Genomic DNA, 25,526 nt, shown 5'->3' with positions numbered 1-25,526 from the left:
CAAAGGTACGGTTTTTCGAGGTTAAAGGCGAAAGGTAAAAGGTTGTTGTAGTTTACTACCAAATGCCCCCTTTGGCGTTAAATTACTTAAATAATTCTGCCAGTTTTTTATCTAATTCATCTGATCCGCCACCGTCATAACGGCCAATAATTTTCCCTTCTTTATCTATCAACACCTTTGTGGGGTACACACCAATGTTATACAGACCGGTAATGTTGCCCGGCTCGCCTTTTTTATCTTGCTTTTGCAAAACATTATGCCAAATACCGGTGCCATCCTGCTTTACGGCTCTTCGCCATCTGCCTTCCTTGTCTTTGTCTTGTTCTACGGCTACACCAACAATCTCAAGTCCGCTTTTATGGTACTGGTTGTACAGTTGCTTGGCGTGGGGCATTTCGGCACGGCAGGGCACGCACCAGCTTCCCCAAAAATCAAGCAGTACATACTTGCCTTTAAGGCTTGACAGTGTAAGCGGTCTTCCATCAAGGCTCATAGCTGTAAAATCCTTAGCCAAGCCGGCTTGCTGTATCTCTCTTTCTGTAATTGTTTTTTTAATAACCTTACCTTGCGTGCTGTTTTTTACCTCTTCAGAAAAACTGTTGAAAATCGCTTTCATATCATTAAGCGCCCACGAGGTAGAATAAATACCCATTTGCAACGGGCTAATAAATGAGTGGGGGTGCTTTACCACAAAATCATGCACGGCCTGCTCGTATTTGGCAGCGTATGGCTCGCGCTCTTTTCCAACAACTAAAAGCCGGTCGTTCAGCGAGTCGATAGTTGCCTGGGATTTCTTATTCAGCTTGGCAAGTCTTAGTTCTGCATACACCGCGTTTATCTTATCACTTACCGGTTTAAATTCTTTGCTTAAAGCCTCTGAAATAACTTTAAACTCCAGGTTCTCGTCATTGGTTTTTGAACCTGTAAGTTTTGAATGTTCTACATCGGGGTAATTTCCGTTAAGTGTTAATGCACCTTTTTCTAAAAATAGCTCAATACGTTTATCCTTAACAATCAAGTTAGCCCGGGTAGGTTCACTGATATCTCCTTTTAAAATAAAACTATCATTTACTAAAAGGGCGCTGTCTTTTACATTCCCCCCCTTACTGTCAGTATAAATTATTTTAACGTAGCTATTTACAGGCACCCCTGTTATCTTTCCTGATAAAACAAATTGGTTTTGTGCCGATGCCTTTAAGCCAAAGCAAAGCAGAACGGTAAATAAAAAATGTGGTTTCATAATTGATGGATAAAGGTTTGAGAGTTAAGCATTGCTTTAATAACGCCGCTATATTACAACCTTTTATTATTCCACTGTAATGTTTAACACTATTTAACAGCTTCCAACCAAGTCTGTGCCATCAACGCGGCTCCGGCAACTGATGGGTGTACACCGTCGCCTGTCCAATAAATTGGCGGCGCTTGTTTTATGGCTTTATCAAAAGCTGCCTGGTAAGGTACAAACGGCGCGTTATACTGGTCTGCCATATCGCGGGCTGCCTGGCGGAAAAGGTTAAAAGTAGGGTACCACTTTTCATCAACAGATCTCACCCCCATTACAGCAAAGGGTTCGCATAAAATAAGTTTTACCCCGGGCAGGGCGGCTTTGGTACGGTCCAGCAGCTTTTTGTAATCGGCAATGTAGGTTTCAATCGTTCCTTTATAGCCACTGGTAAGCGTATGCCAAAAATCGTTCACACCAATATGAATGCTTAGCACCGTTGGTTTAATATCCAGCGCGTCGGCATCCCAGCGCTCCGCCAATTGGTATACTTTGTTACCACTAATGCCTTTGTTAAATATTTTGAGGTCCTTATCAGGGTGTTTCAGCAAAAGCTCACCCGCGGCCATCAGCGCGTAGCCATTGCCCAACGGCGATGCCAGGTTAGGCGTATTATTGGTTTTATTACGGCCGGAATCTGTGATAGAATCACCCTGAAAAAGTATGATATCGCCTTTTTCAATGGTAACTTTTTTTCCTTTAGGTTCGGCCGCCATAGCAGCTGATACAATTTGAGGGATGCTAACCGCGGCCAGCGTGCCTAAGGAGGCGGTTTTAAGAAAACCACGACGAGTGTTTGATTGGTTCATGATTATTGGTTAATAGTATAATTGGTTTACTAATATAGGTATTTGCCTAAATGATTTACAAATGAACCATTAACTATAAACTACAAACCAAACTACTAACTTTGCCGCATGTATTCTTTACTCAAACCCATCCTTTTTCAGTTCGACCCCGAGAATGTGCATTATTTTGTAACCCGCAATTTAAAGCGCTTTAACCGTTTTCCGGGTGGGGCCGCTTTAAGCAGGGCGTTGTGGGACATGCGAGACAATAGATTGGAAAGAGAGATTTTTGGCCTGACGTTTAAAAATCCGGTTGGTTTGGCAGCAGGGTTTGATAAAAATGGCGAAGTGATAAGCGAAATGGCCAACCTGGGTTTTGGCTTTGTGGAGCTGGGTACCGTAACTCCCCTGCCCCAGCCGGGCAACCCAAAACCGAGGATGTTTCGTAGTCCGGCGGATAAGGTTATTATTAACCGGATGGGTTTTAATAATTTAGGGGTAGATGTTTTGGCGTCGCGGATAGCGGCCTACCGCAAAAATCAACCTGCGGCGCAAAAAGGACTTATTATAGGCGGCAACATTGGCAAAAACAAAAACACGCCCAATGAAGAAGCTGTTAATGATTATATAAAATGCTTTGACCGTTTGTTTGATGTGGTTGACTATTTTGTGGTAAACGTAAGCTCGCCCAATACCCCCGGTCTACGCGCCCTGCAGGAGAAAGAGCCGTTAATGCATATTTTAAACACTTTGCAGCAACGTAATAATAAAGATGGCATTAGCAGGCCCATCCTCTTAAAAATAGCGCCTGACCTTACCAATGAGCAGTTGGACGACATTGTAGAGATTGTACAGGAAACCAAAATTGCAGGCATTATTGCTACAAATACCACAATTGATAAATCCGGCCTAAAAAAAGAAAATTTAAAAACAGAGGCGGGTGGGTTAAGCGGCGCACTTTTAACTGAACGATCTACCGAGGTAATACGCTACCTGGCCGACAAATCAAACCGTTCCTTCCCTATTATAGGTGTCGGGGGTATACATTCGGCAAAAGATGCACTGGAGAAGATAAAAGCGGGTGCATCATTAGTGCAGCTTTATACGGGTTTTATTTATGAGGGCCCGGGGCTGATCAAGGAGATCAATAAGAAAATGTTAGGGGAAACTGTCTGAACTAAGATTTGTAGGATTAAGGGATTTTAGGATTCCATGAACGATAAATAAAAATCTTATAATCTTAAAAATCCCACGAATCCTGGTTCAGACAAAAACAGGCGCATAAAAAAAGCCTTGCCGGTTATCACCAACAAGACTTTATACCATAAATTTCTTAGCAATTATTTGCTTGCAACCGCAGCTAAAACGTCGTTGTTTTTAGCTATCTGGCTTTTAGCAGATTCGTGCGAACGGCTACCATACTCCAGGTTAGTAGCATTCTTTAAAAACTGAACTTCTAATCTTGAAAAAGTTTTGTTTCTTCTATCTTTTCTTTTTAAACGAGTTACGCCCATGACAATTTTTTTATTTAATATTTTTAACCTTGAGGTCGGGAGCGGATTCGAACCGCTGTAAAAGGTTTTGCAGACCTCTGCCTAGCCACTCGGCCACCCGACCCTTTTTAAAGGATTGCAAAAATAGTAATTATTTAATTGCACAGCAATATTTATTTGCGCTTATTTCTGTTTATTTCTGAACAAAATATGGCCGTGGCAATGGCCACATTCAGCGACTCTGCACTGCCAAAACGCGGTATGGTAATGGTTTTTTTAATCAACTTTATAACTTCGGGGCGCAACCCGTTGCCTTCGTTACCCATAACTACCAGGCCTTCTGTACCAAAATCGGTATCATAAATATTAACACCATCCAACAAGGCGCCATATACCGGCAGGTCATTGTTAGCCAATATAGCCTCAAGATCTGTATAGTGTAAACTAACCCGAGACAGCGAACCCATAGTAGCCTGCACAACTTTTGGGTTATAAACATCAACAGTATCTTCAGAGCAAATAATATTCTCAATACCGAACCAATCTGCTGTGCGAATTATAGTACCCATGTTGCCCGGATCCTGTATTCCATCAAGTACCAGAGAGAACTTATTTTTTAACGAAACGGGCTTTAATACAGGCCAATCGGGTATTTTAACCACTGCAACTACATCTGCAGGCGTTTTTAAAGAACTTATTTTCTGCAGAATGGTTAATGATATCTCTATCGTGTTTATATTATGCGATAATTTAAGCAATTTTGGCGCAATTGCGGGCGTATGGTATATGGTTTGAACGGTGTAGGCAGATTGGATAAACTCATTAACTGATTTTAGTCCCTCCACCAAAAAAACGCCATGCTCTTTGCGGAATTTTTTATGTTGTAATGATTGTAATAAACTAACCTGAGATTTTGAAAGCATATTTTATTAAAACAAATCTTTATCGCTTTACAATATTAGGTATTCTTCTGCTTTTTATGGGCACCGGCTGTAGTTTAACACGCAAGCTTGCCCCCAACCAAAATTTAGTGCGTAAAATCACTATAAAGGGTATGGATAAAGAGTTTTCTGAGGCTGCTGTTAACTACGTTGATAAACAGCAACAGCCCAATAGCGTGGTTAATTTGCAATTTTACTACTGGTTCAGTAAAAACGGCAAGCGAAAAATAGGCGAGCCACCTTCTATATTGGATAGTAACCTGGTTGAGTTTTCGCGTTTCCAAATGGAAAAGTTTATTCAGACCAAGGGCTATCTTAAGGCAAAGATCAGAGATAGTATAGTTATCAAAAAGCAAAAGGCCGAACTGGTGTTTATTACTGACCAGGGCCCGCTATTCAGAATACGTAAGTTAGGCGATAGTATTGCCGACCCAAAAGTCCGCGCACTTTTCCATAATACCTATGCCACTTTTTCGCATTTGCACCCGGGCGGCAGATTCGATCTGGACAGCGTTGCCTATAATCGCGATGCCTTTTACCAGGTAATGAAACGCAATGGTTATTATGATTTTAAAAGACAGTTCATCAACTTTGAATATGATTCTGTTTTTAACAATAGCGTTATTGATCTGCACATGGTACTTGATAACCCGGAGAATAAAAATGCACACCCGGTTTACACTATCAATAATACGCTTATTACGATATCTAACAGCAACGGCCAAAAAACCGGTCCCGCTGATACTTTGCAGGTAGATTCGCAGTTTACGTTTGTAGATTACTCCAAAAGATTTAAGCCACACACCGTAACCGACTATATTTTTCAGAAAAAAGGCGATATCTATGATGTGGATATGCAAACCATAACTACATCGCGCCTATCAGAACTCAACGTTTTCAGAAACGTGCCCAACCCTACTTACACCAAAACTGCTGATAGTACCAACCGGCTCAACTCAACAATAGATATTGTACCCCTCAGAAAAATGTCTGACCGCGTGGAGGGCGAGTTTTTGTTTGCCGGAGGGCGCTATGGTTACAACATTGGTAATACGTTTACTAACCGCAATATTTTTAAAGAAGCGGCAATATTACAGCTAAAGTTTAATTACAGCGTTTTATATTCAACCGGTGGAGATGCGCCGGGTGCAAGCGGAGTAACTAACCAGGATTTTAAGATAGGTGTAAGCTTAACCTATCCGCGAATTATTTCGCCGTTTAAATTGGCCAAGCCGGGTAAATACGGCGTTCCGCATACCACATTTGCAAGCAACTATTCGCTTTTCTTTCAGCGCGACCTGGTTACCCGAACCAGCTTTATCAACTCGGTTACTTATGATTTTGCCGAAACAGCTAACAAATTGCACAGCCTTACAGCTGCCAATTTTGAATTTTCAAGAGGATCTATAGATCCGGCAGCGCGCGATACACTTATTGCAAGAAACCGCTACTCGTACGTATATCTTATCGGCCGCACCACGTTTACCACCGGTAGCCAGTACACTTACCAGGTAAACGGCAATCAGTTAAATACATTAAGCAATTTTACCTATTTCCGCGGGTTGTTAGATGTAGGCGGCAACCTGCTATCGTTGCTGAGTAATACCTTTAATACCCCGCGCGACGCGCAGGGCCAACGCACCCTTTTTGGCTACACATTTGCCCAATACGCTAAGGCAGAAATTGATTTAAGGCTTTATAAGAGCCTCGGCGGCGACAAGCAATTTATTTTTCGGATAAACCCGGGGCTTGGTATACCCTATGGTAACAGCAGGCAGCTTATTTTTGAGAAAAACTTTTACACCGGGGGCGCAAATGATATAAGGGCCTGGCTGCCACGCACACTTGGGCCAGGACAATTTAACCGCGGCGACGCCTATGGAAACGATAATACTACCCGCGCACGCCTGAAGTATATAGACCAGTTTGGCGAGGTAAAGTTGGTGATGAATGCAGAATACCGCTATAAACTGGCCAATAACTTTTTTGGTACAATTTTAAAAGGAGCGGTTTTTGTAGATGCCGGTAATATATGGCGCCTGCACCCTGAGGTGGAAAATCCGAATGGCGAATTCAAATTTAACCGTATTTTGCAATCATCAGCTATTGGCATAGGTACAGGTTTACGATTTGATCTGAGCTTTTTTGTGTTCCGTTTAGATGCCGCGTTTAAGGTAAAAGACCCTCAATTTAGAGGATCAGACCAATGGGTACTGTTTAAACATGCGGATGAACTGTTTAAAAGCGGAACGTTCAAAGAAAACTATCAAAACGCCAATGGCGGCGAAAGCTACAACTTTATGCAGCTTAACTTTGGTATAGGAATGCCGTTTTGATGTTAAAGAATGAAGATTAGAGAATGAAGATTAAAGATTAGTGCATGCGGCTTAACCCAGTCTTTAATAACCAATCGTTAACAACCAATCTTCAATCTTTAATAACCAATCGTTAACAACCAATCTTCAATCTTTAATAACCAATCTTTAACAACCAATCTTCAATCTTTAATAACCAACCTTTAACAACAAATCTTCAACACCTAAAACAATCCCCTCAATCCATTCACAATACTTTCAAAAAAGGTGGAAATGGTTAGTCCGTTTTGGTAATTGAAGAACAGGAATATGCAAAATACGATCAGAATTATGGCTATAAAACGCTTAAACAAATAACCCAGCAAAACAAGCCCCAGCGGTATCCCCAGCAGCAGCCACCAGCTTATGCCAATGGGGCGTAGTTTACCGTCTTGTTTATAAATGTAGTAAAGCTTTGAGTGGGTGCCGTTATCATTAACATGCTTAACGAAAAAAAATGCTGATTTATCCAACTTGTGGTGATAGAATGCTGTACCTTTTTCAAACCGCATTTCCTCCTGAAAGCCATTTACCGTGAAGCTGAAAAGGCCTTCCACATCTTCGCGAATATTATCCAACGTATCAACAGCCACTATTGCCACTTCACTTTGGGCAAAGGGGTTTTCTTTTACTACAAAGCGATCAATGCTTACCGTATCGGCAAACAGAGTGCTGTTAGCACAGATCATTAATAAAATAACAAAGAATATTTTTTTCATAGTAGCAAGGTTAATTTGGCAGCAACATGGTTGGCAATAAAAATAGCTAATATTATTCAGTTCAGTATGTTCATTACAATACATTTAAAACCACCCGGGCTTTAATTTGTGTTAACAATGTATATTTACAAAAACACTGCTTATGTTAAAAAAAACGCCCAAAGACTCGCACACTGTTATGAATGAGTTGGTGTTACCCAATGATACCAATATGCTGCACAACCTTATGGGTGGCCGCCTGCTGCACTGGATGGATATCGCTGCCGCCATATCTGCGCAAAAACATTGCAACACACTGGCGGTAACTGTATCGGTTGACAGCGTGTCATTCAAACATTCTATTAAGCTGGGTGATGTGGTAACTATTGAGGCGCGGGTATCGCGCGCGTTTACAACCTCGGTAGAAGTACGTATGGACGTTTATGCAGAGAACATTCCATCAGGCACGCGCGTTAAAAGCAACGAGGCCTACTATACGTTTGTAGCGCTGGATAAGGAGGGTAACAAATTAGCTGTGCCTGAACTTGTACCTGAAACACCCGCTGAACAGGCTTTATTTGATAGCGCCCTGCGCCGCCGCCAACTAAGGTTGATACTGGATGGCAAATTAAAACCACATGATGCTACAGAGCTAAAAGCGCTCTTTATGGATAAAGAATAAAACCTTTTGCAGCCTGGTAGCTTGTATTATATATATAATCTACCTACTATGAAAACTAAAATATTTGTCCTGCTTATATGTGCTTCAGTAATAACCGCCTGTTCAAGCAACAGAAACACCCTTGAAGGAACAACTGATAACACCGACAAGCCTCTACCTAAAACAGCTACCGGATTCGCCTCTCAACGCGATGGAAGCTCATTTGACAAAGCAATAATAATAGACGAAAAAACAGAAAGAGCAGGGCTCGACGCGGAAAACACACAGCTAATTACATTATTCCCCGGCAGCAAAAGGGTTTCGCAACGCTACGAGATCTATAAAGACAAACAGCACGAAATAGTAAATATCACTACCACCGATGGCAGAGAAACCCAGGTCTATTTTGATGTATCAAGCTATTTTGGGAAACAATAACATAGCGATGCCGCTTGCCCGGTAGCTACCTGGTTAATGTATACTCGCCTGAAAAATCTGTTTCCACATTCATTGCCGGGTTAAGGTTGGGCCGTGAATTGCTCTTGTTAACCATTATCGCGGTTATTGTGCCGCTTGGATCGCGCGTGATGGATACGCCGGGAAGGTCGTCAAATTGAAGCGCGTTAACTATCACTTTATAAAAAAAAGCTCCGTTGGGGTTAATATAAGGCGTTATATGTTTACGTGATATTGCCAACTCATAGGTATAGTTAGCCTCTTTATCAAATGATGAAGCTACGCTGATGCCATCCGTGTTATAAATAGAAAGCAGGGTATCTACATCTTTAATACCCCGCACTCTTACAAATTTACCTATACTGTTAAACTGTTTATTGTTGGCTGTAGTTATATAGTCTGCACTATCTGCCGGAGCAGACTTTACCAAAAAATTTATATAGGGTTTGTTTTTATAATTAAATAACGGGTACGTTACCTTAGCACCGGTAGTGTCATTCTTTTTTCCGATGTTGTTTACTATAAAAGTAAGGCCGCTGCTTACAATTTTTCTTACAGAACTTTCATCGGCAGATTTAATAACAAGGTAAATGTTATTGTCATCATGTGCCATAGCGTAAAAAACATCCGTTGCCAGGTTATAGGCCTTAAAGGTCCACTCGGTAGCCTTACCATCAATCTTTACGTTGGCAGGCGCACGCATACTTCCCTCCTGCTTAACGGGTAATTTCTGGGCGACAGCGGTAACGCTAACAACAGTTAACAGCCATGCGGTTATAAACAGAATGGAACGGATGCTTAAAGAAAGGGAATTCATAGAGTAGTAAATTATTAAATTGGCGACCTAAAACTAATCATTTAGTGGTAAGTCGCCAAAATATTAATAAACTCCTCTTATCTTATCATGAATTTCTGCATCATAAAGCTTACGCAGATCGCTGAAAGTTTGTGCAGATAAAGGCGGCAATGTTGAGGCATGCAGGTTGGTTTCAACCTGGCTTACTTTAGATGCACCGGGAATAACTGTTGTTACCTGCGGATGATCCAGGATCCAGCGGATAGCCCATTGCGCCATGCGCTCATCAGGCAGCATTGCACCTATCGTTTCAGATAAACGCACACCTTCGTTATATTCAATGCCCGAGAAAGTTTCGCCCACGTTAAATTTCTCGCCGTTGGCATTATAGTTTCTATGGTCATTTGCAGAAAAAGCCGTTTGCTTGTTAAACCTGCCGGTTAGCAAGCCGCTGGCCAATGGCACGCGTGCTATAATGGCAACACCTTTTTCGGCAGCTTTGGCAAACACTTCATCAGCCACATGCTGACGGAACAGGTTAAAGATGATCTGTAAAGATGCCAACCCCTCCTGCTCCAAACATATCAAAGCTTCTTCTGATGTTTCAACACTGGCACCAAAGTTGGCTATCAAACCCTCCTGCTGCAGCTTGCGCAAGTGATCAAACACTTTACCCGAGCGCATTTCTTCTGTTGGGATGCAATGCAGCTGCTCCAAAAACAATTGCGGTACATCTAAATGGCGCAAAGAGTCTTCCACATGGCGGCGTATGGCATCATAAGTAAAATTTTGCGGCCAACCGTTAGGCGCATCTCCGCGGCGACCTAACTTGGTAGCAACATAAATAGGTGTGTCAACAGTCTTTAAAAACCTGCCTATCACCTGTTCGCTAACGCCCATACCGTAAACATCGGCGGTATCAATAAAATTTCCGCCACCGTCAACATAAGCTGATAATATCGCAAAGGCATCCTCGTCATTAATGTTACCCCAATCGGCGCTGCCTAATTGCCAGGTACCTAAACCCACTTCGGCTATGGCTGTATCTTTAAATTTTCTGTAATTCATGGTGTGTATTACCTACTTAGAGGCGTGTAGTTTAATTGCTTCCTAATTGTAAAATATAATCAAATTCTTTCGGCTTAATGCTGGCTACCGATAAGCGGCTTAACCTTACCAATTGAATGTCTTTCAAATTTTCGTCGGCCTTTATTTGCGCCAGCGTTACCGGGGTTTTTAGTTTTTCAACCGGCGAAAACTCAACTACCACCCAATTGGTATCATCAGTAGTTGGGTCCTGGTAGGCTTCCTTTACTACCTTGGCTATGCCAACTATCTCTTTGCCTTCGTTGCTATGGTAAAAAAAGGCTAAATCACCCTCGCGCATGTCGCGCAGGTTATTACGCGCCGCGTAGTTGCGTACACCATCCCAAAAAGTGCGGCCATCCGCAACAAATTCGTCCCAGCTATATTTTTCGGGCTCAGATTTTATCAACCAATAATTCATTTTGCTGCTATGTTATAATGGCGGTAAAGCTATTTAAAAAAGCAGCGTTGGTCAATAGTCTAAGTAATTAGTGAGTAATTATCAAAAAAATGAAAAACTACGTAAATAACTAATATTATAGTTTTATATTAGTGCAACCAATTATCCTTACTCAACCATGCGAGCACTTATACCTGCCTTATTATTTGCTGTTGTGATTGCTACCCCAGCTATTGCCCAAAAACTACCTAACGTTCAACAAACAAGCGTTAAAGCACCTGCTAACATTAAAATTGATGGCAATTTAAACGAGTGGAACAATCAACTACAGGCCTTTAACAAAACCGACGGTTTATATTACACCATAAGCAATGATGATAAAAACCTGTACCTCTCGCTCATTGCTCCGAACAAGGATGCCTGCCGCAAAGCGTTGCGGGGCGGCATAACCTTCTCTGTGGTTAAGGTTGAAAAGAAGAACGTGTATTATGATCCCCTGAAAAAGATGATCGATTTTGTTTTGCTCAAAAATGACGACCGAAATGAGCTCATCAAAGTAATGGATAAGTACCTGGACAAAAACAACAAAAACTCCGACTCCCTTTTGGCTGTCATCAATAAAAAAATAGGAGTACTATTAAAACGCTTTGAGATAAATGGCGATGATGTGCCGGTTTATAACGACCTGAACATAGTGGCCGGCATCAGATTTAATAAAAACCTTGACCTGGTTTATGAACTGTGCGTACCGCTCTCCTATCTTGATATGGATAAGGATTATGCGGCGCCTTTTACCTACACTGTTTGCTTGAGTGCCCATGACGAAGTAGTAAGAAGAATGATGTGGAAAAAACCTACGCCTGGTTCACCTTTTCCCCCACCACCACCCATGCTTAAACCCGGGGCAATTGCACCGCCGCCGCCACCGCCTGATCCGCGCTTTACAAACACAGAGTTTTCGGCTAAATACACCCTTGCAAAATGATAATTGAAATGAAAAAAATTACATCTACAATATTCGCGATTCTTGTATTTGCGGGTGTAAGCGCCCAAAAACTTCCTAATGTTCAACAAAGCAGCGTTAAAGCACCTGCTATTGTTAAAATTGATGGCAAAGCTGATGAGTGGGGAGCTTTCAAAGCATTTAACGCGGCTACTGATGCGTTTTACAGCCTGGCCAACAGCGAAAACCGGCTGTACCTTATTGTGCAGACAGCCAATTATAACATAACCAACAAAGTTACACGCGGTGGCCTAACGCTCACCGTTAATGCTAACGCGCAAAAAGATGGTGCGCCGGCATCTTCAATCACCTTTCCGCTGATAGAACCGGCTGAACTGAGGGGAATTGTTCAGTCCATGCGGGATGTTATGGAAAATTCATCAGCCGGGGATGCCGACGCGCTTACGTTAGCCGCCAATAAAAAGCTGGCAGGAGGGATAAAACTGATTAAGGCATCGGGGTTAAAAAATGTTAGCGACTCGCTTATTTCCATTTACAACGAACAGGGGATAAAAGCTGCTGCAGCGCTATCACAGAAAGGCATTCTTACCTGCGAATTTGAGATCCCGCTTACCCTGCTCAACCTGCGGGGCGATCAATTTAGCTACAACATTAAACTTAACGGGCCTAAATTACGGCCGGTGCAGGTACCCGTTTACATACCAGAATTAGAGGGCAATAAAGCACCTGTTAATGTATTTAAAGGGCAGGGCGTTGTTGCCGGTAAGGATATGACCAGGCAACAGGCCGAAATGGTTGCAACAACATTATCAACTGATTTCTCGGCCGAATATAAGCTGGCAAAATAAAATGAAAAAGATAGCGCTGCTCTTAGTAACCGTAATAACTGTGTTTAACACCTATGCGCAAAAGCTACCCACTACGCAACAGATAAGTTTACGCGCGCCTGATGACATTAAAATTGATGGCAAAACAACGGAATGGGGTAAACTACAGGCATATAATCCGCCAACAGAAATTAATTATACAATAGCAAATGATGATAAAAAGCTTTATTTGGTTGTACAGGTAAGCGGCGGGCTTATAACCAACATTGCAAACGGGGGAATTAGATTAGCGATACAAAAAAATGGAGGTAGAAACGATACAGGGGCCCCGTTCATTAAATATCCATATCTGGAAAAAGCGAAACGGTTACCGATAAACCCCAGAGACTTTAATGGTGCTGCGGATACCATAGTAGCGAAGTATAATAAACAATTAACTACAAACGCTAAGTGGATATATACAAACGGACTTAACGGGGTGGATAGCTTGCTTTCGGTTTACAATGACCGTGGCGTAGCCGCTGCCGGCTATTTTAATAGTGACATGAAATACACTCTGGAGATGGCTGTTGATCTCTCGCTTTTTGGATTGTCTGTTGAAAATGCTTCCAAATTCAGCTATCACATCATTGCAAATGCCGAACCTAACAAATACTCAATGGCGGTTTATATGGATTATATAAAAAATGTTTTCGAACGCAACAGCCAGGTATTTTCTTTAACCAGAGAAGACAGTGACCGGGCGTTAGAAAACCTGCGGGTTGCAGATGGCCGATTTAATGCATCTACCGACTTTTGGGGCGAATATACTTTGGCTAAATAACTATGAGAATATTAGCATTGATGTTTTTACTGGCTATTTGCCTGCACGCACATGCGCAAAAGCTGCCCAATGTGCAGCAGGTAAGTTTACGCGCCCCTGCCAATATTAAAGTTGATGGAAAGCCGACAGAATGGGGCGATATACCACAGGCGTATAACAATGGTACCGAAGTTTACTATACCATAGCCAACAATCACGACTTTTTATATCTGACTGTTAAAGCTACCGATGCTCAGATAATTAAAAAAATAATAGTAGGCGGGTTAGCCTTTACCATTAATAAAAGCGGCAATAAGAAAGACAAGAATGGTGCTGTTATCACTTTCCCCTTTTACGAAAAAGGTAAAAACTATCCCTTTGTTACGTTAGAAACAGCTACCGAAATAAAGAGAGATGCCGCAAATTATGCATCGCGTTGGGATAGCTTAATAAATACATCTAACAACAAAATAAAAGCCGGGTTTAAATTTATAGGCACATCGGGACTAAAGGATATAGCGGAGGATATGATATCCGTTTATAATACTGAAGGCATATCTGCCGCGGCCATGCTGGACGATAAGTTGGTTTACAATTTTGAGCTGGCCGTTCCGCTAAAGTTACTTGGCGGCGGTACAACACTTAAAACGCTGGCCTATAATATAAAACTAAACGGTCATGCTTTTGGTGGCTCTGACCTGAAGGATAGCGGCAGGTTTGTGATTTGGGTAGGCCGCGATGGCCAAAATTACCGGATGGAAGACTCGTCACCCCGCTCCTGGAGCCTGGCATCGTCAACAGATTTTTGGGGCGAATACACTTTAGCTAAATAATTATGAAAAAGCTACTCCTATTTTTCTTCGCCGGCCTTGTCGTTGTAAACGCCCAGGCGCAAAAGCTGCCCAATGTGCAGCAGGTTAGTTTGCGTGTCCCCAATAATATAAAAATTGACGGTAGGCCCGACGAGTGGGGTAAAACTTTACAAGCGTACAACGCGGCTACCGAAATTAATTATTCTGTGGCTAATGACGATAAAAACCTATACCTGGTTGTACAGGCCACAAGCTGGACAGTGATAACCAACATTGCCAATGGCGGCATAAAGCTGGCTGTACAAAAAACCGGTGAGAAAAACGACGCCGGGGCGCCGGTCATCAAATTTCCTTATATGGTAAAAAGCCATATAATGATACCACCTAAAGGCCAGGCAAATGCTGATGCGGATGCAGCAATGAGGGAGGACAATAAAGCGCTTACTAAGGCTAAATGGATCTACACCAGCGGAATAACAGGTGTAGATAGCCTGATATCTGTTTACAATGACCGTGGGATAACGGTAGCTCATGGCGTAGACATTAAAAGAAAATACACGCTTGAAATGGCCATTGATCTCTCGCTGCTGAACCTGTCGGTAGTAAATGCCTCAAAGTTTTCCTATCACCTTATGGTTAATGCCGAACCTAACCGGTATTCATTTAAAGGGATTATGAATGTAGTTAAAAGTATTTCAAACAATACTCCCGGCGGTTTAACTGCAGCACAGTTGCGTAATATTGAGGGGTTTGAAAATTCAACCAACAACTCAACCGCTACCACAGATTTTTGGGGCGAATACACTTTAGCGAAATAATTATGAGAACGTTGACTTTTATTTTTTTGATGGGATGTTGCTTTGTCGCTAATGCGCAAAAATTACCTGATGTGCAACAGGCAAGCTTAGTGGCCCCTGCTAATGTTAAAGTGGATGGAAGGTTGACAGAATGGGGTGATAAGCTACAAGCTTATAATAAAGAAACGGAAATTTACTATACCATAGCCAACAATAAAGACTACCTGTATCTAACCATACAGGCTACTGATATAGATATTATTGACAAGATCGTTTCGCGCGGATTGGCCTTAACAATGAATACAGATGGTAATAAAAAAGACAAAAATAGTGCTGTTGTAACCTTCCCGGTTTATGAAAACGGAAAGCCACGCCTTTACCTGATGTTATATAAATCAAAAGAAATTAAAAGCGATGGGGTTGACGTAAACATGCGACTGGACACTTTAAAAAACGGCCTTAATAAGAAAATTAAAGACGGATTTAAATTTATAGGCACATCGGGGTTAAAAGGAGTTATCAGTGATATGATATCGCTTTACAACGCCGAAGGCATATTGGCAACGGCTGTATTCGACGAAAATTTATATTATAATTTTGAATTGGCCGTTCCCCTAAAGTTGGTAGTAGGTAACGCAACGCCAAAAAGTATAAATTATAATATCCAAATCAATGGTTATGCCTTCGGCGGATCAGATCTGAAATCTATCAGGGATAAATTTTTAACTTACAGAGGCGCCGACGGAAAGGACTATGTGCTTGGCGAACCCACACCACGAAACTGGAGCCTGGCAACGCCAACCAATTTTTGGGGAGAATATACGCTGGCTAAATAGGCTGTAAATTAGGAAATAAGTATGCTTCCGGCATCATTTAGAATACCGGGATGGGGTGCAAATAATCGTGTTCTAAAGATTCAAAAAAAGTGGTGAGCAGTGCGTTTCCTTCCTTTGGGAAGGAGGAGGAAGGGGTAAACAGGACATTTTATGTTTGCGCAAAACCCCTACCCGCCATTTCACAGCCCACCCCGCCCTTCCCCAGGGAAGGAGTTTTGATGGTAACCAATCTTTCGAATTGGACTAGGGTGCAAAAACCGCTAAAAAAGCTCAATCAAGTGTATACAACTATCAGGAATACAGCGCCTTTTTGGTGTCTTTTTAAAACTGTGTATTTTATATTTATCTGATAGTCAGAAAATTAAAATAAAGGTGTATACGCTTTTTTAATAGTGGATAACCGTATACGGCTACACCTAAAACCCGTGCTGCGGAGAGGTAACTTTATAGCTGTTGTTTAACATAAGCCCGAGAACTATCTCGTGCGTGCCACGGCTTACAGTATTAAGGGCTGATGTGGTGATATCATAACTATAACCCACATTAATAAGCGAGCTAAGATTAAACCCGGCTAAAACAGCTACGGCATCTTTATGGCGGTAGGACGCGCCTAACCAAAATTTATCCTGAAAATTGAACTTGCCGTTAACATCATAAGTAAGCGGTACAGGGCTGGTTCTTTTTACCAATACCGATGGCATAAAGGTGATCTCATCCGTCATGAACAATTTAACACCTGCCGTTAAATAAAAGTGCGGAACAGTAGGGCTGCCCGTAGTGCGCGAGGTACCGAAATAATAATTTTGCGGAAGCAACTGCCGCGCCGATAAACCCACAAAATAGTTAGACGAATATAACCACACGCCTGCGCCAATATCGGGCTTCCACTGGCTGTTGTTTGCTCCGTTGGTTATGGCAGGGTCATTAGGGTCGGTAAGCGTTATATCCTGGGTATTCAAGGTCATGCGGTTCATCCCGGCCATAACCCCTACTGACAGGTTCATGCGGCTGGTTAAGCCCAGGTGGTAAGCGTATGTGACATTAACATTGGTTTGCGTTATGGGCCCGGCCTTATCGGTCATAACCATGGCACCTATGCCGTGATGCGGCTCGGCCGCCTGGTAGTTTTGCGTAAATAATCTGCTTGAAGGATTGATGCCATTTTGAGCAGCAAAACCCGTGGCGTCGCCTTGTATAAAATTGCGGCCAAGCGGCGCGTTAACTGATAGGTAACTTGTAACCGGGGCCCCCTCTAAACCAACCCATTGGTTGCGATGGCCTAACTTAACATCAGTATAATTTTCTATACCCGTTACAGCCGGGTTTAGCAGATAGTTATTGAATACGTACTGGGTAAATTGTGGCAGTTGTTGCGCCATTGCAGAGCGCACACTGATAATTAAAATGAATAGTAGAAGTTTTTTCATTAAAGAATACCACCCTTAGCTTAATTGCTTTAAAATGAAGGTTTAAGTTTTCGGCGGTTAATTTAACCTTTTACCGGTTTCATTTCAGAACAATTATCGACGAATATAGCTTTTTCTCTATTTATCTGTTGTATAAATAAACTATAAAAAAATTCACTACTTAATAATACTAACGTATCCCGTAGCCGTTTTTCGCCCACTCCCGGGGTTAATAATATAATAATAAGTACCAACAGGTAACATTGCACCGCGCGATGTTCCATCCCACGGAGAAGCGTATCCCTTTGAAAAATATACTTTCTCGCCGTTTCTGCTAAATATTTCAACTGTTACATTGGGGTACATATTAAGATATTTTATATCCCACAGATCATTTATACCATCACTGTTGGGCGTAAAAGCATTGGGTATAAGCGGGGCCTTTAACACCTTTACGTAAATATTTTTAACTGCCGGGCAACCCTTATCAGACGTTACAGTTAATGTGTAGGTTGTGCTTTCAACGGGGTTAGCATAAGGCTTTTCAATATCAGCCTGATCAAGCGTAGCGGCAGGGAGCCAGCTATACTTTAGCGTGCCCGAACTTATTTTTACCGTAGGTTTTAACAATATTTTTTGCCCCTCCAGCATTACGTATTGTTCATCATCCTGTATAACCGGCACGGGGTTAACTGTAATTTTGAAACTTGTAGTGTAGGTGCAACCTGTTGCGCTCGCGGTAAAGGTGTAGCTAATGGTAAAAGTACCGGCCCCGGATACTGCCGGGTTAAAAGAGCCATCTGCTGTTATACCCGTACCGCTAAAAACACCTGTGCCGGCGTAGATTCCTTTGTTCTCTTTTATCTCAACAACACCGTTATCCTGGCATAGCGGCGAGATATCAGTTGTGATGGCTACATTATTATATAATAGCGTTATAATGGGGTTAGCATTAACAATTACGTCGCTATTATCATAAACAGCTGTACAGCTTTGGCTCTCACCAGAATAAGCTATCAATTTAACATGATATATTTTTGTTGCGGGGGTGTTGAACAGCGCGTACTTATGCGTGTATATTTTATCGGAATGCATATCGGCCGCAGTAAAAGTTTGCGACAAATCGGGATGATTGTCATAGTCAAAAAACCAGACAAGTTTAACTATGTTACTGGCAAAACCACCAGGCACAATTGATTCATCTTTAAAACTAACTTCGCTACCACTGCAGTTATTAGCGTTTTGTACAGAAAATTTAGCGATAGGGTTTGCGCCGTTCACCTTAAACTGCATTTGCTTTGTGCTTTTACAGCCGTATTTAGAAGTTACTGTAAGCAAAACCGTGTAGTTACCCGGGGCGCTGTATTTATGCTGCGCGTTCTTTTGGTTGGATATGTTATTGGCGGCAGTTGCATTGACATCACCAAAGTTCCATGCGTAAGTAAATTCTGATTCGGTATGGTCATCAATGGTGCTCAGGTCTGTAAACTTGGCCACATCATCAATACAGGCATCGGGTAAAATAAAATCAACAACCGGAACGGGATGAATGGTGATATCTTTTTGAAAAACCGCGCTTATACAGCCCATATCAGTAGTAACTATCAGTTTAACAGTATAAGTGCCTACAGCCGTAAAAACATGACTGAATGTCGCCGCTGTTGTTTTGTCCTCAGCAGGCGTTCCGTCTCCAAAATTCCAGGTCCATTTTACGATGTTGCCCTCGGGTGCCGTTGAGTTATTGGTCAATAATACATTACTGTTTACACAATCAGATGCTGTGGCGTTAAAAGAGGCAACCGGTAATTTTTTAATATGCACAGTCGTTTCGGGCGAAATTGTACTACAGCCATTGGCATCTGTAACCGTTAAAGTAACCTTGTAGTCGCCGGCGGCGGCATAAAGGTGTGTGGGGCTCTGCTCGGTTGAAAAAGTGGTGCCGTCCCCAAAATCCCATAACCATTTTTGGGCCGCACCTCCATCGGCAATAACAGATGCATCTTTAAACTGCACAACATCGCCCAAACAACTACTCGCGGCAACCTGTATGGTACTTACCGGCTGACTGTTAACTGTAAAATAAAACTGTACTTCCTGGTCAGATCCGCACTCGTCAATAACCGGATTAAACACCGTTGCTGTAGCGGTATGATTACCCGGCGGATAAGTAACCGTACCAGGATACTCATAATTGTATAATGTAACTCCGGCCACTAAGGTAGTAGATTTTGGTACCGGGTTAGGCTGTACAAGCGGCGCGGTACCGTCGCCAATATCCCAGCTTATGCGGGTTGTTGCGTAAGGCAGGGTTAACTGCAACTTGTACGACTGCCCGCTACAGGCCGTAACAAGGCTTTTGGTATTATCTGCAGGGTCCTCAAAAACCAGGTGGGTATTCAGATCCAGCTGATTGGTACCGGCAGCATAGCCATATGATTCTCTCTGCCCAAAACCGTAGGCAATTGCGGTAAAGGTTTCGTCGGCCTTTAGCGTATGGGTTCCTGATGTTACTGAACCGGGGCGACTGTTAGCCGGCCCGGATGACACCGTTATCTGCGCGTAAGAATATTCAGGCTTGCCGGCCACAGGTGTAAAGCCGCTATACGGATTTCCATCAACCGTGAATGAGGATACCGCGCTTGTTGGTAACACCACATTAATATAGCTATTTAATATGTCGAAATACCCGCTTGAATAAAGCGTAACCTTGCTTAATCCCTGTTCAATAGGGCTTAAATAGATCATTTCAGGGTCGCCCACATCGGCATTTACCTTTGTGCAATTAGGTCCCTCGCCCTGGCTGGCTGAATATTGCACCACCTGCACAGGTTTGTTGGCCGATATTATATTGGTAGTGGTTGACTGAAATTCATAATACAAACCATTTACAAACTGATTAGCCGCAATAGCTGCACCGTTGACGGTTACCTGCGTTGTGGGATCGCTTAGTATAACACGGTAGATATCGTAAGGGCGAGACTTTAATGGTGCGGTAATATAATTTTTGCCCCATGTTGACGTAGCATAAATCTGTTGAAATAAATTGTCGGAGGTAAGACTTGTGTAACCTGCGGGAGAATTAGCAGCAGGCGGACATCCGATACCAATTTTAGTGCTACCCGAAAAAACCGCTATTTTTTTACAAGTGCCCGCGGCTGTACTTACCGATTTTATCTTGGTACCTGTGAGGTCGTTATCTGCTAAAGCTTGATATAGTTCTCCCTTTTGCAGGTTAACCGTGAAAGTTACGCCTTTGGCTGCGCCATTTAAAAGTTGTTCGGATGGTGTTATCTCAACAGCTGTGTTATCTTCAGTTGCTATAACAGCAAATGTAGAATAGGACGGCCCATCATTATTATTAGGTTGATTGGGAGTGTTGGAGTTAGATAACTGTTTATAATTGATGGACATGTAATCCTTACCCATTGCGCTAACGGGCAGCAATAAGGTAGCACCCGAAACTGACGACGCATAAATATGCGCGTAAACAGCTACAGGCTTTAACGATTTTATGTGGATGCCTTTTGAAAACTTACCCTGGCTACCCACAAAGGCGCTTGTAGGTATATTAACCATCGTTACCGCATTGGCAGTTACACTAAAAGTTATTGCGTTAAATGATCCATCGGCAATTTCGACTGTGCCGGAAGTCGACAAATCGGAAGTAATATACAGGATCATGCTGCTGGGGCCATTAGTTGCCGTGGGTGGCTTAATATGATCCATATACAGCGTCCAAAATTCTGTACCCTTATTGCTGGTTCCCTGGGCAAACGCATCCGCGCGCCAAAAAAACAGCAATAAAACTAAAGCAGCACAATATAATGTCCTGGCGTTTATCAAGTACGTAAATTAATTAGGCGGTTTAAAAAATAGTCCCTCTAATATACATACTTACAAAACACAATAACAATACTGTTACATTAACTTTTTAAGGGTTTCAATTTCTGCGTGGGCAAGGCGGAGTTTTGCTGCAAGGTCCTTGTTCTCGCGGCGCAACTTGTATATCTCAATGGCGTTTATAATGTACATTTTCAACTCATCATTTTGCCATGGTTTTACCAGGTATTTATAAACGTGGCCACGGTTAATGGCATCCATAACCGCGTTTATGTCGGCAAAGCCGGTAAGTAAAATCCTTATGGTATCGGGGTAAGCCTGTATTATCGATTCAAGAAACTCGATGCCCGTCATAACAGGCATACGGTGATCTGTTATAATTACGCCAATTTCGGTAGCGTCTAATATTTTACGGCCCTCTTTAGCCGATATCGCCGTAAATACGTCGAAATCATGCCTGAAGGCTGCTTTAAAACTGTTAAGGTTATTAACCTCATCATCTACGTATAATACTCCAACTGCCATAAATTAATTATAAAGCGTACGGTAATTATACATCTAAAAAAATTAAATAAACACGTTTTAAAGCGTATTAACCTGCTTTTTGTTCAGATTCTGCACAGAAAGTCAGTATTTGGAGGCTGGCAACCCTCCATCGCCATCCTTTTCTCCAAAGGTTGTTAACTAACCCGTTTGCCTTTTAACAGCAAATTCATAGCATCGTTAAAAGACCCTGCCCTAACAACCTCACCCGAGTTCACAAAAAATATCTCATCAGCATTTTCTATTGTATTTAACCGGTGGGCAATTATTACGCGCGTGGTATGCTGTGGCAAATTATTGAGTATTTCGCTTAACAATTTTTCGGTAATGGTATCAATATTGGCCGTTGCCTCATCTAATATCAGCAGATCCGGATTGCGCAACACGGCCCTCATAAAGGCTATCAGCTGTTTCTGCCCTAAGCTAATACTGTTTCCGCTTGATAATACTTTAGTTTCCAATCCGTCATCAAACATGGCCAGTAAATTACCCAGATTGGCTTGTTTAATTGCCTGCTCCAACTGCTCATCAGTGTAGCCCGCGTAAAGCTCATTTCCGTACAATATATTCTCGCGCACGGTACCGGTAAATAAAAATGGCTCCTGTAAAATAAAGCCTATTTTTTTAGACCGATCTGCAGCATTGTAACTCCTTATATCTTTACCGCAAAGCAAAACCGTGCCGCTTTGCGGATCATATAAACGGGCAATTAACGATGCCGTTGTGGTTTTACCACCACCTGTTGGGCCAACCAGCGCGTAAGTTTTACCCTGTTCAAGTTTAAAACTTATGTTATGCAATATCTTGTTATCGCCATAGCCAAAATGCACATTTTTGAACTCCAGCAAGGCATCAGATGCTTCCTTTTCACCGGCACTTACCGTAGCAAGGTCTGTTTCCATTGCCAATATCTGCGATATCCTGTCCCAGGCCGCCATGGCCGTCTGAAAGTTGGCCCAAAGCGTAGCCAATTGTCTTAAAGGGTTATAAAAGTTAGTGGTGTACGAAAAATAACTTACCAGCAAACCAATAGTGAACTCGCCCTCGCTTATCAGGTAAATGCCAAAAGTTAAAACAGCCAGTTGCGCTATGCTTGCAAACAGCGTGTATACCGGCATAAATATATTATTGGCCAGGCCGGCACCTATAGCGGTTCTATAGTTTTCTTTATTGGCAACATCAAACCTTTTTCTAAAATAATCACGGCGGTTAAAGGCTATGATCACTTTAAAATTGTGCAGGCTTTCCTGTATCTCGGCACTCATGCCGCCTACGCTTTTCAAGCTTTTGGCATTGGTGCGTTTTACCCACGGCGATACGATCATGGTAAAAAACAATATCAACAAGCCGGGTGCAAGCGCAGCCGCGCCCAATTTTACATTAATGGCTATCAGGAATATACCTGCTCCAAGCATAGTAGCAATGCTGCCTATAAATTGCATCAGCGACTGCGAAAAGAACTGGTTTAACTTATCGGTATCGTTATTTATCCGCGATATCAGGTCGCCGGCTTTGTTTTGGTTAAAAAAGGCTACCGGCAATTGCTGCAGTTTATTGAACACCGCGTTACGCAGCGTAAACAACATACGCTGCCCTACCCCTCCCATCAACCGCGTTTGCAGATAGCTGGTAACCAGCGAAACAAAATACAGGCAAAGCAGTATGCCACAATTTACCAGCACGCCGTGATATGGGTTAGCAACTACCGCGCCATTGTGCGGGGCGATGTACTGATCAATAGTATGGCCCACAACAAAAGGCCCGGTTAGGTTAATAGTTGAGGTAACCAATATGGCGCAAAGTGCCAGCAGCAAGTTCCTTCTTTCGTGCGCTATTAACTGAAACAGTTTTCCTAAACCGGCAAGCGTTGACGTTTTTTGCTGCCCTTTTGATAACTCGTTAAGATCGTAATTCATAGTTGCTGGTGCTTTGTTGCGAATTAAAAATCTGTACGTATTCAGGGCTCATGCTCATTAGTTCATCGTGTGTTCCTTCGGCCACTACTTCGCCATCCATCAGCACTACAATTTTATCATAATGTTCAATGGCAGCAATTTTTTGTGTTACGGATATCAGTGTAGTGCCCGGGTAATTAAGCTGAACGTTAGCCAATATCTTCTGCTCTGTGCCTGTATCGACACGGGCGGTAAAATCATCCAGCAATAAAACCTTTGGGTTTACAGCCAGCGCCCGTGCCAGCATTATCCGTTGTTTTTGTCCGCCCGAAAGGCTTGATCCCCGCTCAGAAACAATGGTATTCAGCTTATCAGGCAAACCATTTATAAAATCACTCAGTTCGGCGGTTTCTATCGCTTTTTGTAATGATTCGTCGGTTACGGTATCGCTAAACGCGATGTTCTCGCGAATGCTCATATTAAAGATAATGCTATCCTGAAACACAAAACCCACCTGCCTGTGAAATGCCTCGCTATTATAATTGGCTATGCTTTTCCCATCAAACTCAACCGAACCTTCTGTTGGGTTTATTAACCCGGTAAGCAGGTAAAGCAGTTGCGTTTTACCTGCGGCGGTTGGGCCTATTATGGCTGTTTTTGATCCGGCATCTACCGCTATTGATACATCCTTGAGTGCGGGTTTCTGTCCATAAAGTACGCTAACATGCTTTAGTTCGATATTACCCTTGATCGGTGTTGTATCTGTTCCTTTTTCTTCAGTATCTGGCGCGTTCAAAATGGCATTAAGCCTTTGGAATGATGCCGTAGCCTGCGCAATAATGTTGCTCATAAACCCTATAACCAGTATCGGGAAGATCAACATAATAAGATAGCTGTTAAATGCCGAAAATTCGCCCAGCGTCATGGTTCCGTTTATTACGTAATGCCCACCCAGCGCCAATATGGTAAGCATAGAAAGATTGGCTGTAAATGAAATTACCGGTATCAGTCCCGCAAACATTTTAAGTATGGCTAAACCAAAATCCCGGGCCTTGCTGTTAGCCTCTAAAAACTTCATCGATTCCAGGTTTTGCGAGTTGATAACACGTATCAGCGCCGAACCTAAAATGCTTTCGTTGATGATCCTGTTCAGCCAGTCAATCACTTCGCGACTTTGAATAAACAGCACCCGCACCTTTTTTAACACGTAGAAAAACGTTCCGCCTATAATAGGGATAATGGCTATTACCGTCAACGCCAGCCGCCAGTTAATGCTCAACATCAGCGCGCTCGCGCCTATTATTATCACTAATGATGATACGATGGATACAATGGCTTGCGAAATAAACAGCTTTATAGAATCAGCATCGGCAGTTAAGTTGGTCAATAATTTGGATGGATTGGCTTGTTCAATAAAAGCATGGCTCTGGCGCGAGATCTTATCGGCCAGCCGGGTACGCAGATCGCGGGCAACGCGCTCCGAAGCATAGGTTTGGATAACACTTTGCAGGTATCCAAAGATAAAAACCAATACAACCGCTACGCTGAACTCCGTTATTATGGCTTTTATGTCGAAAGCTTTATGGGTATACGCGTCTATTCCATCGGCAATTATTCGCGGCAAAAACAAGTTAATGCCGTTGCTTAGCAGCGCCAATACAATAAGCATTGTTACCAAACCGCTATACGGCTTAAGTAAACTGCCTATACCGGGCGGTTTTGGTGTATTAGCATTGGGTTTTACAGACATACGGTTTTTTATGAGCGTGCAAAAATACTAAAGCTTATGTATATTTTTGATTAAGATTACAGACGATCAGCAGCCGATAATATTTTAAGATCTATCACA

The 25,526-nt window shown here is 42.5% G+C and carries 23 protein-coding genes and 1 tRNA gene; 10 read left to right on the top strand and 14 right to left on the bottom strand.

Annotation, left to right across the window (positions count from 1 at the left end):
• Positions 1 to 82: 82 nt before the first annotated feature.
• Together ACFQZS_RS00180 and ACFQZS_RS00175 are read right to left on the bottom strand one after the other, a co-directional pair.
• Positions 83 to 1,240 (bottom strand): redoxin domain-containing protein, encoded by a 1,158-nt coding sequence (locus ACFQZS_RS00180; RefSeq protein WP_377095885.1) that lies wholly within the window; start codon positions 1,238 to 1,240, stop codon positions 83 to 85.
• Positions 1,241 to 1,329: 89 nt separating this feature from the next.
• Positions 1,330 to 2,091: an SGNH/GDSL hydrolase family protein gene (locus ACFQZS_RS00175; protein WP_377095882.1), complete on the bottom strand. Its 762-nt coding sequence runs from the start codon at positions 2,089 to 2,091 to the stop codon at positions 1,330 to 1,332.
• Between the two features lie 108 nt (positions 2,092 to 2,199).
• Between ACFQZS_RS00175 and ACFQZS_RS00170 the strand changes: the two genes are divergently transcribed.
• On the top strand, positions 2,200 to 3,246 hold the full coding sequence (locus ACFQZS_RS00170) for a quinone-dependent dihydroorotate dehydrogenase (RefSeq protein ID WP_377095880.1): 1,047 nt from the start codon (positions 2,200 to 2,202) through the stop codon (positions 3,244 to 3,246).
• A 164-nt stretch (positions 3,247 to 3,410) separates the two neighbouring features.
• Here ACFQZS_RS00170 and ACFQZS_RS00165 read toward each other — a convergent pair whose 3' ends face one another.
• The 3 genes from ACFQZS_RS00165 to ACFQZS_RS00155 form a co-directional block, all read right to left on the bottom strand.
• Positions 3,411 to 3,584, bottom strand: coding sequence for a spore protein (locus tag ACFQZS_RS00165; protein ID WP_377095877.1), 174 nt, complete (start codon positions 3,582 to 3,584; stop codon positions 3,411 to 3,413).
• Positions 3,585 to 3,616: 32 nt separating this feature from the next.
• Positions 3,617 to 3,687 (bottom strand) — tRNA-Cys (locus ACFQZS_RS00160).
• Between the two features lie 49 nt (positions 3,688 to 3,736).
• Positions 3,737 to 4,486, bottom strand: coding sequence for a TrmH family RNA methyltransferase (locus tag ACFQZS_RS00155; protein ID WP_377095874.1), 750 nt, complete (start codon positions 4,484 to 4,486; stop codon positions 3,737 to 3,739).
• Between ACFQZS_RS00155 and tamL the strand changes: the two genes are divergently transcribed.
• Positions 4,477 to 6,840, top strand: coding sequence for a translocation and assembly module lipoprotein TamL (gene tamL, locus ACFQZS_RS00150; RefSeq protein ID WP_449288894.1), 2,364 nt, complete (start codon positions 4,477 to 4,479; stop codon positions 6,838 to 6,840). The genes ACFQZS_RS00155 and tamL overlap by 10 nt on opposite strands.
• Before the next feature lie 203 nt (positions 6,841 to 7,043).
• Here the strand turns inward: tamL and ACFQZS_RS00145 are convergent, their stop codons facing one another.
• A complete protein-coding gene (locus ACFQZS_RS00145; protein WP_377095868.1) occupies positions 7,044 to 7,577 on the bottom strand; it encodes a hypothetical protein in 534 nt (177 codons plus the stop codon).
• Between the two features lie 142 nt (positions 7,578 to 7,719).
• Between ACFQZS_RS00145 and ACFQZS_RS00140 the strand changes: the two genes are divergently transcribed.
• Entirely contained in the window at positions 7,720 to 8,238 is a 519-nt protein-coding gene (locus ACFQZS_RS00140) for an acyl-CoA thioesterase (RefSeq protein ID WP_377095865.1), read from the top strand.
• A gap of 48 nt (positions 8,239 to 8,286) precedes the next feature.
• Positions 8,287 to 8,655, top strand: coding sequence for a hypothetical protein (locus tag ACFQZS_RS00135; protein WP_377095863.1), 369 nt, complete (start codon positions 8,287 to 8,289; stop codon positions 8,653 to 8,655).
• A 25-nt stretch (positions 8,656 to 8,680) separates the two neighbouring features.
• Here the strand turns inward: ACFQZS_RS00135 and ACFQZS_RS00130 are convergent, their stop codons facing one another.
• The 3 genes from ACFQZS_RS00130 to ACFQZS_RS00120 form a co-directional block, all read right to left on the bottom strand.
• Complete coding sequence (locus tag ACFQZS_RS00130) at positions 8,681 to 9,490, bottom strand: hypothetical protein (RefSeq protein ID WP_377095861.1); 810 nt, start codon at positions 9,488 to 9,490, stop codon at positions 8,681 to 8,683.
• Positions 9,491 to 9,553: 63 nt separating this feature from the next.
• Positions 9,554 to 10,537, bottom strand: coding sequence for an aldo/keto reductase (locus ACFQZS_RS00125; protein ID WP_377095858.1), 984 nt, complete (start codon positions 10,535 to 10,537; stop codon positions 9,554 to 9,556).
• Between the two features lie 31 nt (positions 10,538 to 10,568).
• Positions 10,569 to 10,976 carry an EVE domain-containing protein gene (locus ACFQZS_RS00120; protein ID WP_377095855.1) on the bottom strand — a complete coding sequence of 136 codons (408 nt, stop codon included), beginning with the start codon at positions 10,974 to 10,976 and terminating at the stop codon, positions 10,569 to 10,571.
• A gap of 157 nt (positions 10,977 to 11,133) precedes the next feature.
• On the opposite strand from ACFQZS_RS00120, the gene ACFQZS_RS00115 reads away from it, so the two are divergent.
• Genes ACFQZS_RS00115 through ACFQZS_RS00090 form a run of 6 tightly spaced genes read left to right on the top strand, consistent with a single transcriptional unit; the run spans position 11,134 to position 15,993 of the window.
• Positions 11,134 to 11,940: a hypothetical protein gene (locus tag ACFQZS_RS00115; protein ID WP_377095852.1), complete on the top strand. Its 807-nt coding sequence runs from the start codon at positions 11,134 to 11,136 to the stop codon at positions 11,938 to 11,940.
• Positions 11,941 to 11,948: 8 nt separating this feature from the next.
• Positions 11,949 to 12,767, top strand: a complete 819-nt coding sequence (locus tag ACFQZS_RS00110) for a hypothetical protein (protein WP_377095849.1) — start codon at positions 11,949 to 11,951, stop codon at positions 12,765 to 12,767.
• 1 nt (position 12,768) lies between these two features.
• The gene (locus ACFQZS_RS00105) at positions 12,769 to 13,569 is read left to right on the top strand and encodes a hypothetical protein (RefSeq protein ID WP_377095846.1); all 801 of its coding nucleotides are present in this window, start codon (positions 12,769 to 12,771) and stop codon (positions 13,567 to 13,569) included.
• Between the two features lie 2 nt (positions 13,570 to 13,571).
• Positions 13,572 to 14,381 carry a hypothetical protein gene (locus tag ACFQZS_RS00100; RefSeq protein ID WP_377095843.1) on the top strand — a complete coding sequence of 270 codons (810 nt, stop codon included), beginning with the start codon at positions 13,572 to 13,574 and terminating at the stop codon, positions 14,379 to 14,381.
• Between the two features lie 2 nt (positions 14,382 to 14,383).
• Positions 14,384 to 15,178, top strand: coding sequence for a hypothetical protein (locus ACFQZS_RS00095; protein ID WP_377095840.1), 795 nt, complete (start codon positions 14,384 to 14,386; stop codon positions 15,176 to 15,178).
• A 2-nt stretch (positions 15,179 to 15,180) separates the two neighbouring features.
• Entirely contained in the window at positions 15,181 to 15,993 is an 813-nt protein-coding gene (locus ACFQZS_RS00090) for a hypothetical protein (RefSeq protein ID WP_377095837.1), read from the top strand.
• Between the two features lie 416 nt (positions 15,994 to 16,409).
• Here ACFQZS_RS00090 and ACFQZS_RS00085 read toward each other — a convergent pair whose 3' ends face one another.
• The 5 genes from ACFQZS_RS00085 to ACFQZS_RS00065 form a co-directional block, all read right to left on the bottom strand.
• Entirely contained in the window at positions 16,410 to 17,420 is a 1,011-nt protein-coding gene (locus ACFQZS_RS00085; RefSeq protein ID WP_377095834.1) for a PorP/SprF family type IX secretion system membrane protein, read from the bottom strand.
• A gap of 156 nt (positions 17,421 to 17,576) precedes the next feature.
• Positions 17,577 to 21,242, bottom strand: a complete 3,666-nt coding sequence (locus ACFQZS_RS00080; RefSeq protein ID WP_377095831.1) for a PKD domain-containing protein — start codon at positions 21,240 to 21,242, stop codon at positions 17,577 to 17,579.
• 75 nt (positions 21,243 to 21,317) lie between these two features.
• Positions 21,318 to 21,764 carry a response regulator gene (locus tag ACFQZS_RS00075; RefSeq protein ID WP_377095829.1) on the bottom strand — a complete coding sequence of 149 codons (447 nt, stop codon included), beginning with the start codon at positions 21,762 to 21,764 and terminating at the stop codon, positions 21,318 to 21,320.
• Between the two features lie 155 nt (positions 21,765 to 21,919).
• Positions 21,920 to 23,698 (bottom strand): ABC transporter ATP-binding protein, encoded by a 1,779-nt coding sequence (locus ACFQZS_RS00070; protein WP_377095826.1) that lies wholly within the window; start codon positions 23,696 to 23,698, stop codon positions 21,920 to 21,922.
• Positions 23,682 to 25,427: an ABC transporter ATP-binding protein gene (locus ACFQZS_RS00065; RefSeq protein WP_377095823.1), complete on the bottom strand. Its 1,746-nt coding sequence runs from the start codon at positions 25,425 to 25,427 to the stop codon at positions 23,682 to 23,684. Before ACFQZS_RS00065 ends, ACFQZS_RS00070 begins: the two co-directional genes overlap by 17 nt.
• Positions 25,428 to 25,526: the final 99 nt, after the last annotated feature.

The organism is Mucilaginibacter calamicampi, from assembly GCF_042676765.1.
GTDB lineage: Bacteria > Bacteroidota > Bacteroidia > Sphingobacteriales > Sphingobacteriaceae > Mucilaginibacter > Mucilaginibacter calamicampi.
This window is presented reverse-complemented; position numbering and strand designations above follow the sequence as displayed.

Bases quoted from the DNA above. Each gene is read 5' to 3' on its own strand.
- ACFQZS_RS00125 (WP_377095858.1), bottom strand. From the start codon at position 10,537: ATGAATTACAGAAAATTTAAAGATACAGCCATAGCCGAAGTGGGTTTA.
- ACFQZS_RS00070 (WP_377095826.1), bottom strand. From the start codon at position 23,698: ATGAATTACGATCTTAACGAGTTATCAAAAGGGCAGCAAAAAACGTCA.
- ACFQZS_RS00145 (WP_377095868.1), bottom strand. From the start codon at position 7,577: ATGAAAAAAATATTCTTTGTTATTTTATTAATGATCTGTGCTAACAGC.
- ACFQZS_RS00140 (WP_377095865.1), top strand. From the start codon at position 7,720: ATGTTAAAAAAAACGCCCAAAGACTCGCACACTGTTATGAATGAGTTG.
- ACFQZS_RS00095 (WP_377095840.1), top strand. From the start codon at position 14,384: ATGAAAAAGCTACTCCTATTTTTCTTCGCCGGCCTTGTCGTTGTAAAC.
- ACFQZS_RS00065 (WP_377095823.1), bottom strand. From the start codon at position 25,427: ATGTCTGTAAAACCCAATGCTAATACACCAAAACCGCCCGGTATAGGC.
- ACFQZS_RS00075 (WP_377095829.1), bottom strand. From the start codon at position 21,764: ATGGCAGTTGGAGTATTATACGTAGATGATGAGGTTAATAACCTTAAC.
- ACFQZS_RS00155 (WP_377095874.1), bottom strand. From the start codon at position 4,486: ATGCTTTCAAAATCTCAGGTTAGTTTATTACAATCATTACAACATAAA.
- ACFQZS_RS00085 (WP_377095834.1), bottom strand. From the start codon at position 17,420: ATGAAAAAACTTCTACTATTCATTTTAATTATCAGTGTGCGCTCTGCA.
- ACFQZS_RS00175 (WP_377095882.1), bottom strand. From the start codon at position 2,091: ATGAACCAATCAAACACTCGTCGTGGTTTTCTTAAAACCGCCTCCTTA.
- ACFQZS_RS00130 (WP_377095861.1), bottom strand. From the start codon at position 9,490: ATGAATTCCCTTTCTTTAAGCATCCGTTCCATTCTGTTTATAACCGCA.
- ACFQZS_RS00090 (WP_377095837.1), top strand. From the start codon at position 15,181: ATGAGAACGTTGACTTTTATTTTTTTGATGGGATGTTGCTTTGTCGCT.
- ACFQZS_RS00115 (WP_377095852.1), top strand. From the start codon at position 11,134: ATGCGAGCACTTATACCTGCCTTATTATTTGCTGTTGTGATTGCTACC.
- ACFQZS_RS00135 (WP_377095863.1), top strand. From the start codon at position 8,287: ATGAAAACTAAAATATTTGTCCTGCTTATATGTGCTTCAGTAATAACC.
- ACFQZS_RS00170 (WP_377095880.1), top strand. From the start codon at position 2,200: ATGTATTCTTTACTCAAACCCATCCTTTTTCAGTTCGACCCCGAGAAT.
- ACFQZS_RS00105 (WP_377095846.1), top strand. From the start codon at position 12,769: ATGAAAAAGATAGCGCTGCTCTTAGTAACCGTAATAACTGTGTTTAAC.
- ACFQZS_RS00180 (WP_377095885.1), bottom strand. From the start codon at position 1,240: ATGAAACCACATTTTTTATTTACCGTTCTGCTTTGCTTTGGCTTAAAG.
- ACFQZS_RS00165 (WP_377095877.1), bottom strand. From the start codon at position 3,584: ATGGGCGTAACTCGTTTAAAAAGAAAAGATAGAAGAAACAAAACTTTT.
- ACFQZS_RS00120 (WP_377095855.1), bottom strand. From the start codon at position 10,976: ATGAATTATTGGTTGATAAAATCTGAGCCCGAAAAATATAGCTGGGAC.
- ACFQZS_RS00100 (WP_377095843.1), top strand. From the start codon at position 13,572: ATGAGAATATTAGCATTGATGTTTTTACTGGCTATTTGCCTGCACGCA.
- ACFQZS_RS00110 (WP_377095849.1), top strand. From the start codon at position 11,949: ATGAAAAAAATTACATCTACAATATTCGCGATTCTTGTATTTGCGGGT.